General features: G+C 56.6%; 14 protein-coding genes. All 14 read right to left on the bottom strand.

All coding sequences use genetic code 11. The features are described from left to right. Positions 1-58: 58 nt before the first annotated feature. The gene (recA, locus tag ACULM0_RS00965; protein ID WP_463678587.1) at positions 59-1,084 is read right to left on the bottom strand and encodes a recombinase RecA; all 1,026 of its coding nucleotides are present in this window, start codon (positions 1,082-1,084) and stop codon (positions 59-61) included. Between the two features lie 74 nt (positions 1,085-1,158). Then, positions 1,159-2,448: a competence/damage-inducible protein A gene (locus ACULM0_RS00960; protein ID WP_463678586.1), complete on the bottom strand. Its 1,290-nt coding sequence runs from the start codon at positions 2,446-2,448 to the stop codon at positions 1,159-1,161. Beyond that, on the bottom strand, positions 2,412-2,933 hold the full coding sequence (pgsA, locus tag ACULM0_RS00955; protein ID WP_463678585.1) for a CDP-diacylglycerol--glycerol-3-phosphate 3-phosphatidyltransferase: 522 nt from the start codon (positions 2,931-2,933) through the stop codon (positions 2,412-2,414). Before pgsA ends, ACULM0_RS00960 begins: the two co-directional genes overlap by 37 nt. Then, positions 2,917-4,251 carry a 30S ribosomal protein S12 methylthiotransferase RimO gene (gene rimO / locus ACULM0_RS00950; protein WP_463678584.1) on the bottom strand — a complete coding sequence of 445 codons (1,335 nt, stop codon included), beginning with the start codon at positions 4,249-4,251 and terminating at the stop codon, positions 2,917-2,919. Before rimO ends, pgsA begins: the two co-directional genes overlap by 17 nt. 3 nt (positions 4,252-4,254) lie before the next feature. After that, positions 4,255-6,594 (bottom strand): DNA translocase FtsK, encoded by a 2,340-nt coding sequence (locus tag ACULM0_RS00945; protein WP_463678583.1) that lies wholly within the window; start codon positions 6,592-6,594, stop codon positions 4,255-4,257. After that, the gene (locus tag ACULM0_RS00940) at positions 6,563-7,777 is read right to left on the bottom strand and encodes an aspartate kinase (protein WP_463678582.1); all 1,215 of its coding nucleotides are present in this window, start codon (positions 7,775-7,777) and stop codon (positions 6,563-6,565) included. Before ACULM0_RS00940 ends, ACULM0_RS00945 begins: the two co-directional genes overlap by 32 nt. Next, positions 7,777-8,229, bottom strand: coding sequence for a dUTP diphosphatase (gene dut, locus ACULM0_RS00935; protein ID WP_463678581.1), 453 nt, complete (start codon positions 8,227-8,229; stop codon positions 7,777-7,779). Before dut ends, ACULM0_RS00940 begins: the two co-directional genes overlap by 1 nt. Further along, on the bottom strand, positions 8,226-9,503 hold the full coding sequence (locus ACULM0_RS00930; RefSeq protein ID WP_463678580.1) for a M16 family metallopeptidase: 1,278 nt from the start codon (positions 9,501-9,503) through the stop codon (positions 8,226-8,228). The genes dut and ACULM0_RS00930 overlap by 4 nt, the downstream gene beginning before the upstream one ends. A 48-nt stretch (positions 9,504-9,551) precedes the next feature. Next, positions 9,552-11,675 carry a polyribonucleotide nucleotidyltransferase gene (gene pnp, locus ACULM0_RS00925; RefSeq protein ID WP_463678579.1) on the bottom strand — a complete coding sequence of 708 codons (2,124 nt, stop codon included), beginning with the start codon at positions 11,673-11,675 and terminating at the stop codon, positions 9,552-9,554. Positions 11,676-11,928: 253 nt separating this feature from the next. Next, positions 11,929-12,192 carry a 30S ribosomal protein S15 gene (gene rpsO, locus ACULM0_RS00920; RefSeq protein WP_463679836.1) on the bottom strand — a complete coding sequence of 88 codons (264 nt, stop codon included), beginning with the start codon at positions 12,190-12,192 and terminating at the stop codon, positions 11,929-11,931. 87 nt (positions 12,193-12,279) lie between these two features. Beyond that, positions 12,280-13,239 (bottom strand): bifunctional riboflavin kinase/FAD synthetase, encoded by a 960-nt coding sequence (locus ACULM0_RS00915; protein ID WP_463678578.1) that lies wholly within the window; start codon positions 13,237-13,239, stop codon positions 12,280-12,282. Positions 13,240-13,244: 5 nt separating this feature from the next. Beyond that, entirely contained in the window at positions 13,245-14,123 is an 879-nt protein-coding gene (truB, locus tag ACULM0_RS00910; RefSeq protein WP_463678577.1) for a tRNA pseudouridine(55) synthase TruB, read from the bottom strand. Then, on the bottom strand, positions 14,120-15,067 hold the full coding sequence (locus tag ACULM0_RS00905) for a DHH family phosphoesterase (protein WP_463679835.1): 948 nt from the start codon (positions 15,065-15,067) through the stop codon (positions 14,120-14,122). The genes truB and ACULM0_RS00905 overlap by 4 nt, the downstream gene beginning before the upstream one ends. After that, positions 15,039-15,431, bottom strand: a complete 393-nt coding sequence (gene rbfA, locus ACULM0_RS00900) for a 30S ribosome-binding factor RbfA (protein WP_463678576.1) — start codon at positions 15,429-15,431, stop codon at positions 15,039-15,041. The genes ACULM0_RS00905 and rbfA overlap by 29 nt, the downstream gene beginning before the upstream one ends. Positions 15,432-15,445: the final 14 nt, after the last annotated feature.

The raw sequence follows: 15,445 nt of genomic DNA, 5'->3' as shown, positions 1-15,445 counted from the left end.
TATAATTTTAAACTTTTTAAGAAGCACTGTCAAGCCAGCAAAAGCGCTGTAGATTGCTCTACAACGCTTCTTCATCCGGGTGTGCATCGATTTCTTCGGGCAAATCGTAAAAGGTCCGCACTTTCTTTTCGATCTCTTCGAAAAGGTCGAAATTCTCTTCTAAGAAAATTTTAGCGTTCTCTCTTCCCTGCCCCAGTTTCTCATCACCATAAGAATACCAGGAACCGGCCTTGTTGATGATGTCCGCCGTGGCCGCAGCATCTAGGATACCACCGACCTTCGAGATCCCTGTTCCGTACATGATATCGAACTCCGCTTTTTTAAAGGGTGGTGAAACCTTGTTCTTAACGACCTTCACACGAACGCGGTTACCGATTAGCTCCCCGTCCTTTTTGATCGAGTCGATCCTACGGATATCGAGACGCACGGAAGCGTAGAACTTCAAGGCATTTCCGCCGGTCGTCGTCTCGGGATTACCAAACATGACCCCGATCTTCATTCGCAGCTGGTTGAGGAAGATGACGGTGGTGTTCGATTTCTTGATCACACCCGTCAGCTTTCGAAGGGCTTGGCTCATGAGGCGGGCCTGAAGGCCCATATGGGCATCGCCCATCTCACCGGTGAGCTCCGCTTTCGGTACCAAGGCTGCCACAGAGTCGATGACGATCACGTCGATCGCTGCCGAACGAACGAGGGCATCGACGATCTCGAGAGCCTGCTCACCCGTATCGGGCTGCGATAAAATCAGGTTGTCCGTATCCACACCGATGTTCTTCGCATATATCGGGTCGAGGGCGTGCTCTGCATCGATAAAGGCCGCTACACCGCCTCTTTTTTGGGCCTCTGCGATCATATGCAGGGAAATGGTCGTCTTTCCAGAGGACTCGGGGCCGTAGATTTCCACCACGCGTCCTCGGGGAACACCGCCTATGCCCAGGGCGATATCGAGCTCGATGCTCCCTGTGGGGATACTGCCGACATCAATCTTCGCGCCTTCGTCTCCGAGTCGCATGATCGATCCTTTTCCAAATTGTTTTTCGATCTGGCCGAGGACGTGATCCAGGGCCTTTCCACGCTTATCCATATTCACTATAACCTCCTAGAGAACAACTGTTCCCTTCTATTATACCGCACCCAGCCGGGATGTCAACTGCGAGTTTATCCCATATTATTCCAATTATCGGGATCTGTCAAGGCGCGGAAGAGATGGAAGAGCGCCTGCTGAGAGGATCGGTGACGGATGCGCGACCGCCCACCTGCGAACCGGTGCTCTGTTACTTGTACTTTTCCGCGGATCGATAGTGCAACGTAGACAAGTCCAACGGGCTTGCCTTCCGTTCCCCCGTCGGGTCCGGCAACCCCGGTGATCGCCAGGGAGACATCGGATCCCGTTCGACCCGCGATACCACGCGCCATCGCTTCGGCCACTTCGGCGCTCACGGCCCCCTGGTCTTCGATGAGGGTAGCGTCTACTTCCAGCGTCCGAATCTTCTCCTCATTCGAGTAGGTCACGGCACCACCTAGGTAGACACTACTGGCGCCGGGTACGTTCACGATGCTGGCGGAGAGCAGGCCGCCAGTGCAACTTTCCGCAACAGAAAGGCTCAGCTTCGCCCGACTTAGGAGCCGGACCACGGCCTCTGCCAGGTGTTCATCTCGCTCTGAGTACACGTGATCACCCACTCGGTCAAGGATCTCCTCGCGCACCGACTGCATGCGCACGAGGTTCTCTTGTTCCGAAATGCCTGAGGCCGTGAGCCGAAGGGTAAGGGCATCGGGCTTGGCATATGTGGCCAAAGAGGGATTGTGCTGGCCGCTCATCAGATCCTCGAGCCGCGACTCCAGTTGCGACTCGCCGATACCGAAAAGACGGAAGTAGGTCGATGTGATCACCTGCTGAACACGGTCACGGATCCGCGGCACGACCTCCTCTTCAAAAAGGGGGATCATCTCCCGAGGGGGACCGGGCAAAAGGGCGAAGGTGCACTGGTCTGTCTCGAGGAAAAGACCGGGCGCCGTTCCCCTGGGATTCGGTAGCACCTCGGTGTCCGCGGGCACCAGGGCCTGCTTGAGGTTGTTCGGTGTCATTTCGTATCCGCTGTTTCTGAAGCGCTCGATCAAGCGGGCCAGGACAGTTTCATCCTGCGCAAGGGAACGACCGGTGAAAGCCGCCACGGTCTCCCGCGTCAGATCGTCCTCTGTGGGACCGAGGCCACCCGTGGTGATCACCAGGTCAACTTCCTCCTCGAGGTAGCTCAGCAGACGTGTGAGACGCCCTGCATTGTCACCAACGCTCATGTTGTAGAGGACGCTGATCCCTAGAGCGTTCAGCCGTTCATCGAGATAGGTGGTGTTCGTGTTCTCCACGTAGCCCATCAAAAGCTCCGTACCGACGGTCAGGACGGCCGCCTTCACGATGACTCCCTGAGAACGGCACGATTCTGCCATAGGTAGTCGATCCCGCTGATCAGGGTGAGCAGCGCGGCGATGTACAGGGTGATCGTCGCGATCACCGACGGGATCAGCATGGGGAACATCAGGAAGATCAGGGCGAACATCTGGGCGTTCGTCTTGAGCTTACCCCACCAGCTCGCAGCGATCACGATGCCCTCGGAAGCCGCCACTGCCCTGAAAATGCTGACGATCAACTCCCGCGAGGTGATCAGGATCACGATCCACGAGGGGATCATACCGATTTCAACGAAACCGATGAAAGCCGAGAGCACAAGAAGTTTGTCCGCGAGCGGGTCCATTAGTTTTCCCAGCTTCGTGATCAAGTCGAGCTTGCGCGCAAGGTACCCATCGAGAAAATCCGTCAGGGACGCGATGATAAACAGGACGCCCGCCACGGCAAATTGTCCGTTCAGAAGGAAATAGAGAAAAACCGGGATCAAAAGAATCCGCAAGAGGGTCAGTTTATTCGCGATGTTCATCTGCTATCGCTCCTATCAAGTCGTATTCCAGCGCGTCGGTGATCTTTACCTCGTAAAAGGAACCGATCGCCAGGGGACGCGCAGCATGTACGTACACCACTCCGTCGACATCCGGGGCGTTTGTGGCCGTTCGTCCCACGAAAACACCTTCGTCTGCCTGTTCCTCGATGAGCACACGCTTTGTGTGTCCCACCTGTTCATACTGCTTAGCCTCGCTAATCTGCATCTGCAGGGCCATGAGCTCATCACGACGGGCGTCCTTCACCTCATCATCGAGTTTGCCGGGTAATTTGAAGGCCGGCGTATCCTCCTCATCGGAGTAACTGAAGACACCCACCTTATCGAGGGCCTGTTCAGCTAGAAAAGCCTTGAGCACTTCGTGATCGGCCGGGGTCTCGCCGGGAAAACCGGCGATCAGTGTCGTTCGTATCGCAGCACCCGGCACTTTCTCCCGGATGGTCTTGACAATCCGCTCGAGATCCGCCCGGTTTGTGTGGCGATTCATCCGTTTGAGCACATCGTCGGAAGCATGCTGCATGGGAATATCAAAATATGGGACCACCTTTTCACTCGCTGCGAAGGCAGCAATCATCTTTTCGTCTAGGATATCCGGATACAGGTACTGTACCCGAACCCACTCGAGGCCCTCGATGGTATCGAGCGACGCAAAGAGCTCGGCGAGGGACGGTGCTCCGTAGAGGTCAAGACCGTAGCGTGAAGAATCCTGGCTGATCAGGATGACTTCCTTGACGCCGTCGGCCACAAGACGCCGGGCTTCCACTGTGATGGCCTCCACCGTTCTCGAGCGGTAGGCCCCGCGGAGCTTGGGGATGATGCAGTAGGTGCACCGGTTGTCACACCCCTCGGCAATCTTGATGTAGGCATAGTGTGCCGGTGTGGTCTGCAGGCGCGGGAGCGTCTCGTCGTAGGGTCGGTCGATGTCCCCGGTGGAGACCAGCCTCTCGCCCGCCTTGACGCGTTCGATCACCCGGACGATTTCATCGAAGTGGGTCGTTCCGATAAAGGCATCAACCTCCGGTAGCTCATCGAAGAGCTCCCCTGGGTACCGTTCGGAGAGACAGCCCGCCACGATCAGATGACGAATCTCCCCCGCTTTTTTCATCTCGGCCATCTGGAGGATCTCCTCGACGGATTCTTCCTTGGCATCGTGGATAAAACTGCAGGTGTTCACCACCACAATGTCCGCTTCGCCGGCATCACCCACGAGGGTGTACCCTGCAGCCCCGGCCATCCCGAGCATGAGCTCGGAGTCCACGAGGTTCTTTGAGCAACCCAGTGTTTCGATGTAGAGTTTCATAACTTATTCTTCCTCCAAACTATCTAGTTCGGCCAGCGACATGAGGACCTCTCTCGGCTTCGACCCATTGGACGGTCCGATGATTCCCCTGTCTTCCATGGCGTCGATCATTCGCGCAGCGCGGTTGTAGCCCACGCGAAAGCGCCGTTGCAACATGGAGGTTGAGGCCTGTTCTTGTTCGATAACGAGTTCAATGGCTTCGGGTAGGTACTCATCCTCTTCCTCTTCGGGCGCCGTGCTATACGTGCGCTCGAGGATTTCAGTCTGGTACGACACTTCGTCCACCTGGTTTTTCACATAACCCACCACGGATGCAACCTCCTCATCGCTGAGAAAAGCACCTTGGACGCGCATGGGCTTGGGCATACCCGTAGGGTAGTACAACATATCCCCCCGTCCGAGCAACTTCTCGGCCCCCCCCATGTCCAGGATGGTGCGGGAGTCCGTTGAGCTCGAAACGGAAAAAGCGATCCGCGAGGGAATGTTGGCCTTGATCAGGCCCGTGATAACGTCAACCGAGGGACGCTGCGTGGCAACGATCAGGTGGATGCCCGATGCCCTGGCCTTCTGGGCCAAGCGGCAGATGGCATCCTCCACCTGTCCGGGTGCTACCATCATGAGATCGGCCAGCTCGTCGATGATCACGACGATCTTCGGCAGCTTCTCCGCCTCGAGCGCCTCCCCCTGGACGACCTTTTTGTTGTAGGCGTCCACATCGCGCACCGCCTCGGCGGCGAAGAGTTCATAGCGCTTGTCCATTTCGGCCACAGCCCATCCCAAGGCGACCGAGGCCTTCTTGGGGTCTGTGACCACGGGGAGGATCAGGTGGGGGATCCCGTTGTAGTTGGATAGCTCCACGACCTTGGGGTCGATCATGAGGAACTTCACTTCCTCAGGTGTGGCATTGAAGAGGATGCTGGTGATGATGGTGTTGACGCAGACGCTCTTTCCTGATCCCGTCGCCCCGGCGATCAACAGGTGGGGCATTTTGTCGAGATCACCCACGATGGGTCGGCCCTGGATATCCTTGCCGAGCAAGATCTTGAGGTGGTTCTTCGACTTGGTAAAATCACTGGCATCGATCACCTCGCGAAGGGTGACGAGGGAGGTTTCCTCGTTGGGCACCTCGATGCCCACGGCGGCCTTGCCCGGTATCGGAGCCACGATCCGAACTTGGCTGGCGGCCAGGTTTAGCGCGATGTCATCGGAGAGATTGACAATCTTCGACACCTTGACACCGGCCGAAGGCTGGACCTCGTACATGGTGATGGTCGGTCCACGGTTGATCGACGTGATCTTGGCCTCCACACCGAAGTCCTTCAGGGTCTTCTCGAGCACACGGGCCCGCTCGAAGTACTTGGATTTATCGATGGCCGCCCCCTTCTCCGCCCGGTTGAGCAGGGAAAGCGGTGGCTTCTTGTAGGCGGGGTATGCTTTCTTGGTCCCCTCGGAAATCGCGGCCGATACTTCTTTTTCCGTCTTTTCATCGACGGGCTCCGCCTTTTTCTTAGGCTTTGGCCGCTCGGGCTCTGGCGCCGGTTCCTCAGGTGGAAGAGCTGGGGCCGGGACCTTCGTATCGGTGGTCTCGGTCGCGTCTTCTTCCACCCCGTTAAATTCCATGGAGAGAAGTTCCTTCTTCTTCTCCTCCTGCTTGTGGTGGTCGGCCCTAAGCTTACGTCGCTCCTTGGTAGAGTGTTCGATCGACTTTTTCACCTGACCGATTCCGCTCAAGGTCGCTTCACTGCGTTTTTTAAGGGTCTCTGTGAGCGAGAACTTGGTGCCGAGCAGAAGCGCCAGGACCAGGAACGTCACGATGAGGAGCATCATGCCCACGCGGCCCACGAGACTGAGGATGAAAAAGCCCAGACTATCGCCGATGAGCCCGAGGCCCAGTCCCTCTCGACCGAGGCGTATGAAGTCACCCATGGTCTCGAGGCTGAAGAAAAGACGATCGGTCCCCTCGATGGTGGAGAGCACCCGGTTTTCAACGTAGAGCACCAGGCCGTGGTGGAGGGCGAGGAAAAAGAAACTGAAGGCCGCGATCAAACGCGTGCGTTCGGCACGAAAGCGTGGGTTCATCCAGAGAAAGAGTCCCACCAGAAGCCAGAAGGGCACCACGATGGCAAATCGTCCGAAAAGGGCACCGTAGGCAAGACGAAATCCCGTGCCCACGATCCCCATGCCCCCGGTCAACAGGGAAATGAGGCTGGCCAGGGTGAAGAGACCCAGTGCCACGAGTTTCACTTCGTAGATCACCAGATCGCGACGCGATGGAAAGTTACCGGTCTTTTTCTTTCTCTTACCGGATTTCTCAGTCTTTTTCTTCGATGATTGTTTCGCCACTCTCCTCACCTCCCTCGAAGAACGTGCGGTGTAATGTACGGACGGCATTTTGAAGTTCATTTTCGTGGATCAGACAGGCGATGGTCATGTTCGAGTCCGACGTCTGCAAGAGATCGATGGATTCCGCCGTGAGGGACTCCACCACCCGCCTCATGACGCCAGGGATCCCGTGGATCCTGTGGCCCACGACGGTGACCTTGGCCACATCCTCTCGGATATGGTAGCGTAGCCCTTCGTCGTTCAAGATATCGAGAAGCGACCCGAGGGCACTCGCCGCGACGGTGAAGGTCTGCTGGTCTTCAGAAAAATTGATCATATCGAGACTGATCCCCCCTTCTTCCAGGTCATCGAGCAGACCGGCTGCAGCCGTTGACGAGCGGATGAAAAGCTTCACCTGAACGATGGCGGTTTTGGTCGCAATCGCGGTCAAGATTCCCCCGTCGGTTTCAGCGCAGATGGTCGTGCCGGGACCATCTCCAAAGGTATTGCGTATCACCAGGGGACGCCCAGAACGTTTGGCCACGGCCACCGCCCTGTGGTCGAGCACCCGCGCACCATCGACGGCCATCTGGAAGATCTCATCGTAAGCGATACGATCGATCATGCGCGCTCCAGCGTAGAGGCGGGGATCCGTGGTCATAATCCCGTCCACATCAGTGAAGATCTCAACACGATCCGCCGATAGGGCCGCGCCGAGGACGGTCGCGGTGGTATCCGAGCCCCCACGTCCTAAGGTCGTGATATCGCCTTTTTCGTTGATTCCCTGGAAGCCTGCGACCACGGGGAGAATGCCCGCGTCGAGCAGTTCGCGCAAGCGATCGGTCTGCACACTCTCCACAGTGGCATCCCCATGACGCTCATCGGTCAAGATACCCGCCTGGAAGCCCGTGAGGGCCTCGGCGGCACAGCCGGCTACCGAGAGCCCGGAGGTGATGAGTCCCGCCGTGAGCACCTCCCCACAGCTCATGACGAGGTCGCGGGTTCTGGCGGAGGGAACGCCGCCGGAAGCGACCAGGTCGAGCAGGGTGTCAGTGGCGTAGGGATCGCCCCTTCTTCCCATGGCGCTCACCACGGCCACCACCTGGTGTCCGGCCTCCCGAGCCACGAGCAGATGCCTGAGCACGGCCGCTCGACCTTCGGGCGTCGCCACAGAGGTTCCTCCGAATTTTTTAACCAGGAGCATTAGGCCTCGTCGTCCTTGTGTCCCGTGTGACCGAAACCGCCGGCACCACGGTCCGAAGTCTCCAGACTTTTCACCGGTTGCCAGGCCACATGGCCATGGGCCGCCACCACGAGCTGTGCGATCCGATCGCCATCTTCGATCACAAACTCCTTATCGCTCAGGTTGATCAGGGGAATCTTCAACTCACCCCGGTAATCTGAGTCGATGGTCCCCACGCAGTTGACCAGGGTGATCCCGTGCTTGATGGAGAGGCCGCTACGCGGCCGCACCTGGCCCTCGTACCCCATAGGAATCTCAAGATAAAGCCCCGTTGGGATCAGCCGGCGCTCCATGGGTTTCAAGTGAAGGGGTTCTTCCAGATAGGCCCTCAGGTCCATGCCGGCAGAACCGCTGGTGCCATAGTTCGGCAGGGGATGGTGCGAGCGATTGATGATCTTGATCGAGAGGCTCATCGTTTCATTCCTCCTTTGATGCGTTCGTGTAGTGCTTTGGCTTCTTGTGCATCGAGCGGGCCTACGAGACTGAGGACGAATCGCTCGTGGTCTAGGACCTTTTGTGCGATGGATCGTACGGTTTCAATGGTCACGGCATCGATTTTATCCACGATCTCGTCCGGGGTCTTGATCCGCCCCTCGAGCAGGTAGTTCTTGCCGATCATGTTCATGATCTCTTCCGTTCCCTCCAGACTCAGGATATAACTGCCCTTGAGCTGTTCCTTGGAACGGTGGATCTCCTCTTCGTTGAAATCTCCAGAGGCGATTTCGCGGAGCACATCCACGAGCACATCGGTTGCGATGTGCAGTTTGTCGGGTAACACACTGAAATAGAGGCTGTAGATGCCGATCTCATGGTAAAAAGAAGGTTGGGAGTAGATGGTGTAGGTGAGCGCCTCGTCTTCACGCAGACGTTGGAACAATCGGGAGGAGGCGTTGCCACCCAAGATATTATCGAGGACCACTAGGGCGTAGACTTCCTGTGCATCGAAGGGAACACCTTCGAAGCCAAGGGAAACATGCACCTGTTCTAGGTCGCGCTCCTGGTGGACCATCCCCCACTCGTAACCCGGAGCGGTGACATGCGGCGGTCGAAAGGTGTGCTGGATCTCTTTTTCAAAGTAGCGGTCCACGTGGTCTGCGATGGTCTCTTCATCGAAGCTGCCCGCTATGGAGATCACCATGTTATCGGGATGGTAGAAACGCCGGTAAAAATCGACCAGTGCCTCGCGGCCAAAGGCCATCATGCTGGATTCGAGGCCCAAGATCGGTCGGGCCAGGGAATGGCCGCCGAAAATCTTTTCGCTGAGCAGATCGTAGATCCGATCCTCCGGAGAATCCTCGTACATTTTCAACTCGTCCAAAATCACGGACTTCTCCTTTTCGATCTCCTTCTCATCGAAGGCGCTGTGGAAGACCATGTCGCTCAGGATGTCGAGCGCCGTATCGATATGTTCGTCGAGCACCTTGGCGTAGACCACCGTACACTCCTTGGAGGTATAGGCATTGAGTTCGGCGCCGAGCCCATCCATCCGGTGGGTGATTTCTCGGCCCGTGCGGTTTTCTGTGCCCTTGAAGAGCATGTGCTCGATGAAGTGGCTCATGCCACTCTCCTCTTCCTCTTCATAGAGCGAACCCACTTTGATCCATACACCGATGGCCACAGAGCGCACGCCCTCAAGCCTTTCGGTGACGAGTCTGAGTCCATTGTTAGATATTCTTTCTCTGATCACAAAGTGCCCCCTATACTGAAGGAAAGCATGCCTTTCGGCATGCTCCATTTATTGTTGTTCAACTGTTGTGTACTCTGCCTTCACATTGCCCTCATCGTCGAGCAGCGCCTTGCGGGATAAGTTGATCCGTCCCTTGCTGTCGACCTCGATGACCTTCACGAAGAGTTCATCGCCGACGTTATAGCGGTCTTCGATTGCCGGCAGATGATCATTGGTCATGTTGCCGATCCGCACGAGACCCTCTTTGCCCGGAAGAAGCTCTACAAAGGCACCGAACTTCAGGATGCGGACGATCTTACCCTTGTAAATCTCGCCGACTTCAATGTCCTTGACGATGTTTTCGATGGCCTTTTTGGCCGCCTCACCGCTGGGTCCATTCTCTGCCGTGATGAGCACGAAACCGTCATCTTCGATGTCGATCTTACAGTTGTAGTCTGTGGTGATCTTCGTGATGACCTTACCACCTGCACCGATGACCTCGCGGATCTTATCGGGGTGGATGCGCAGGCTGAGCACGCGTGGAGCGTAAGGGCTCATTTCCTCGCGCGGCTGATCGATCACAGCGTTCATTTTATCCAAGATGTGCAGTCGACCGACCCGCGCCTGTTCGAGTGCCGTCTCCAGTATCTCACGAGAGAGTCCGTCGATCTTGATATCCATCTGCAGGGCGGTCACGCCATCGCGCGTACCGGCCACTTTGAAGTCCATGTCGCCGAGGAAGTCCTCGAGACCCTGGATATCGGAAAGAATGGCAATGTCATCGCCCTCTTTGATCAGACCCATGGCAATACCGGCCACGGAGTCCTTGAGCGGAACACCGGCGTCGAGCATGGAGAGGGTCGAGCCACAGATACTGGCCTGGGAGGTACTCCCGTTGGAGGTAAGCACTTCTGATACCAGTCGGATGGCATAGGGGAAGTCTTCTTCAGCGGGTAGCACCGGCACGAGGGCGCGTTCGCCCAGGGCTCCGTGGCCGATCTCGCGGCGCTTGGTGCGCATAAAGCCGGTCTCTCCTACCGAGAAGTGCGGGAAATTGTAGTGGTGCATGTAGCGCTTGAACTCTTCTAGATCAAGGCCGTCGATGCGCTGTCCCTCGCCGAGCGCGCCCAGCGTCGTGATCGTAAGGGCCTGGGTGAGTCCTCTTGAAAAGAGTCCGGAACCGTGGGTCCGCGGCAGGAGTCCCACTTCACAGGTGATCGGGCGGATTTCCGTGTAGTCCCGTCCATCGGGCCGGAAGCCATCGCGCGTGATCAGTCGGCGCACCTCTTTCTTCTCCGTCTTCTTGAAGAGGCCACCGAGGTACTTACCGTTGGATTTCTCCTCGTTGAGGAATGCCTCCATCATCTCGCTTCTGAGCGTATTGAAAGCAGCGGAACGCTCCTGCTTTGTCGTGATACCAAGCAGCGGCTGCATACCTTCTGTCAAGAAGTCGATCACTTCCTTCTCAAAGGCTTCGTCTACCTCGGGCACGGGCACGGGCATCTTCTCTTTGCCCACTTCCGCTTGGATCGAGTCGATGAAACGACAGAGGTTCTTGATCTCCCCGTGCCCTGTCATGATCGCCTCGAGGACCGTGTCCTCGGGAACGAACTCGGCACCGGCTTCAACCATCATCACGGCTTCTTCTGTACCGGCTACGACGAGGTCTAGTATGGACTTCTCGCGTGTCTCGGCATCGGGATTGATCACAAGCTGATCGTCTACATAACCCACGGATACGGCCGCGATGGGACCGTTGAAGGGAATATCTGAGATCGATAATGCCACAGATGTACCGATCATCGCCGGGATGTCGGGAGGACAGTCTTGATCGACGCTCATGACCGTGGCGACGATCTGGACTTCGTTAAAGTAATTATCGGGAAAGAGCGGACGGATGGGACGGTCGATCAGACGCGCCGTGAGGACGGCCTTCTCGCTGGGTCTCCCCTCCCGCTTGATGAATCCACCGGGAATCTTGCCTACAGCGTACATCTTCTCTTCGAACTCCACGCTGAGGGGGAAGAAATCGATGCCCTCGCGTACGCCCGAGGCCACGGCGGTTACCAGTACCACCGTATCACCGTAGCGGACGGTGCAGGCGCCGTTCGCCAGGTTGGCGACCTTGCCGATCTCGATCTCGAGGGGTCTACCGGCCAGTTCTGTTTTGAATTGCTTGATCTCTCTTACCATAATAACCTCCATAGATTCTTCAGGATGGCGAGCCCATGGAATTTTTCCTACTTATCCAACCATCGAAGAACTTCGATAGCTCGGCAAGTAGGATGAATCGGAAAAAGGTAATAAATCCCATTCCTGTGGCTCGCCTCACTCCTATTATACCTAACTTTTCCTCAAGTTGAAAGCGAAATCCACGCGCTTCCACCATGAGAAAACGGGGTGCACAGTATCCTGTACACCCCGCTGGTTTCTCTGATGAATGTGTCTATTTACGAAGACCTAACTTCACGATCAGTTCTCTGTACATCTCAAGGTCTTTTCGCTTGAGGTAGTTGAGAAGTCGACGGCGCTTACCGACCATCTTGAGGAGACCACGTCGCGAGTGGTGATCCTTCTTGTGGATCTTCAAGTGCTCGTTGAGATCGTTGATGTGGTACGTGAGCACCGCGATTTGTACCTGCGGAGAACCTGTGTCCCCTTCTTTCGTTTGGTACTCAGTCATGATCGCTTGCTTTTTCTCTTTTGTCATCATGTTCCTTACACCTCCAAGTGTATGCTTAGTATCCCCTGCTGGCCAAGCAGACCGTCGGAGTTACGGATCGCCGAGCCTGAGGTTCTAAAGTATTTTATCAGATTCTTCCGCCCTTGTAAACGGAAGATTGAAGTATTCCAGGGTTTTTTCCACATCCGATGCGATGTAGCGGATGAGCTCGTCCACGCTATCGAGCTTATGCTCGTCCCGTAGACGGGCGATAAAGATCACCTCGATCGTGCGACCGTAGAGATCCTCCTCAAACTGGAGGATATGCGTCTCGAGGTTGAACTGATTCTGACGGAAGGTGGGGTTGTAGCCCACGTTCGTCACGCTTGGATACAAGATCCCATCCACGTTCGTCCGCGTGATGTATACACCGGGCTTGAGGAGGGTCATGTTCGAGGTGATCTTAAGATTCGCCGTGGGAAAACCAATTTTGCGTCCGATCTCCTTGCCACGGACCACCTCTCCGATGATGCTGTAATAGCGTCCGAGGAAGAGATTGGCCTCGCGGATCTTCCCCTGCCTGAGCAGGGCGCGGATCAAGGTGCTCGAGATCCGGATCTCGCCCTTCTTGATAGCCGATAGGATGGTGAAATCATAACCGTACACCGGCGCCAGTTGCTCGATGAGGCGCACGTCGCCCTCGGCGCCTTTGCCGAAACGGTAATCGTGACCCACAACCAGGTGTTTCATGGAGAGGTGGTCGACGAGGACCTCCTTGATGAAACGCTCGGGATCGATATCCCGCTGGTAGTTGTCGAAGGGCAACAGCAAGAGACCGTCGATATGCTCCTTCTTGAAGGCATCGATCTTCTGGGGCACCGTCATCAGCTTGTCGGGCTCCCGTTCCGGGGCCGTCAAGCTCATAGGGTGGTTCTCGAAGGTATAGACCAGACTCTTGAGGTTCTTTTTGCGCGCCCAGTAGTTGAGCTCGCTGATCACCTCGATATGCCCGATGTGCAGACCATCGAAGGTTCCCAGCGCCACGGCACTAGGCGCATTGGATTGGTATGCTTTCAGTTCTCTGTATAGTTCCACTCAGATCACCCGATCATCAGTTTCTCGATATAGATACCGTCCTTTTTCGGTGCCGCGAGTCCCAGAAACCGGCGGCCGCTGTAGAGGCGGTAGAGCTGCTTGGTCGTTTTTGCGTAGGGCGTCAGATCGATCTTGACACCGTTTGTGAGCGGCTTGTCCAGCGCCTCAGGCGTCTCGATCGCATCGAGATGAGAAAAGAGCTCCTCTAGAGGACGGAGAAAGTTTTGCTCACCCGAGCAGATGGCTTCCTCGATAGGCGCCAGCCGCCAGGCGTCCTCTAGACGGCAGACGTGACTCTGGAGCCTGCGTAGGCTGCTCATGGCCGCTAAGGTCCCCAGTTGGCGCCCCATATCGGCACAAAGCGTGCGGATATAGGTGCCGCGGGAACAGGTGACATCGAAGGTCACGCTTTCGGCCCGCTCATCGAAGCGAATCTCTTCGATGGCATAAATCTCACGACGACGGGGTTCTCGTTCCACCTCGATCCCCTGGCGAGCCAAGTCCACGAGCTTCTGCCCGTTTTTCTTAAGGGCAGAGTACATGGGGGGCACCTGCCAGATTTCGCCCACCGATGCTTTCAAGACCCTTTCGATGGCTTCCGGATCAAAGGTATAGGGTGCGCGGTCGACCACTTTACCCCAGATATCCTCCGTGTCGTAGGCCTTTCCAAAGACCATTTCAGCGCGGTAGGTTTTCATCTCATCGTCGAGATAGGCCATGGCCTTGGTCCCCTTGCCCACGAGCACAGGCAGAACACCTGTCGCGTTGGGATCGAGCGTACCGGCATGTCCCACGCGTTTGACGCCGAGGAGCTTTCGCACGCGGTGAACAACGGCAAAGGAGGTCATCCCCTGGGGTTTGTCGATGTTGATATAACCGTTCAAAGCAAATCACCCACCGTAGCGATCACCTCTCGGTAGAGCGTCTCGCCGTCATCCGGTCGACCGAAGCCCGCGGCGCGAGCATGTCCCCCGCCACCGTAGGCGAGGGCGATAGCCGTCAGGTCCACGCGGAACTTCGAACGTAGGCTGGCCTTGAATTGCCCCGGTGCATTTTCCCGGAGGAAGAAGGCAACCTCGACCCCCTCGATGGCCCGAAGGGCCTCGACGATCCCATCGTAGTCGGGATCAGTGATCCCCCATGCTGCGATGTCCGCCTGGGTCACCCTGGCGGCAGATACTTGGCCACCGTGAAAAAGCTCCATCCTGGCGAGCACACGGCTTCTCAACTGTACCTTCCCCAGGGATTCGGACTCGTAGAGGTGGGCATTGATTTCGGTGGGATCGAGCCCATGATCGTAAAGGGCTGCCACCAATCGATGGGTTTCAGCGGTGGTGTTGCTGTAGCGAAAGCTCCCGGTGTCCGTGCTCATGGCCACGTAGAGCGCCTCTGCGGCCAAGCCCTCGGGAATCGCCCCCTCCTCTGCGAAAAGGGAGTGGACGATCTCACCGGTGCTGGCTGCGTCGACGAGTAGCGTTTCGTCGGCGAAGGGCACATGGGTGACGTGATGGTCGATCGCCAAGAGACGATCGTATACCAAGCGGTCGAGCCGATCGGACACGCGGTCGCGCGTGGAGCTATCGAGAGCCACCACGAGATCGTAGTGGGGTTTTGCAAGGGGCGCCTCGTAAACCGTCACATGGGTGGAGAGAAAGCCCAGGTGACCCGGCAGTGGTTCTTCCACGAAAAGATCCACCTCTTTACCCAGTTTGACAAGTAACTCCTTCAGGGCGATGGAAGACCCGATGGCATCGCCATCGGGCATCCTGTGAGGCAAGAGACAAACGGTTTGAAAACCGCTAAATCTCGTCGTCTTCGTCGGTGTCATGAGTCTCACCGTCGCCCTCTTCTTCATGGAGTTTATTGATCATCTCGTTGATATGCATGCCGTGCTTGATAGCGTTATCCGCTTTGAAAACGGGCTCGGGTGTATGGTGCATCTTGAGCTCGTCGCCGATTTTCTTGCGGATGTATCCCTTGGCGCTATTGAGACCCGCGAGGGTTTCCTCGAGGCTGTCATCTTTGCCGTATACGCTCACGTAGATGGTCGTGTAGCGCAAATCACGCGTGGTCTCAACATCGGTGATGCTGGCCAGACGTGATACGCGGGGATCCTTCAGTCCGTTCATGATCATGCTACTGACGATTTTCTTGATTTCTTCTGATATGCGTTTTTCTCTCGATCGGGCCATGTCGATCGCCTCTC

It is taken from the genome of Halotolerantifilum yawarlongkerapense (genome assembly GCF_054506745.1).
Note: the sequence above shows the minus strand (reverse complement) of the source record. Positions and strands in the feature narration are given on the sequence as shown.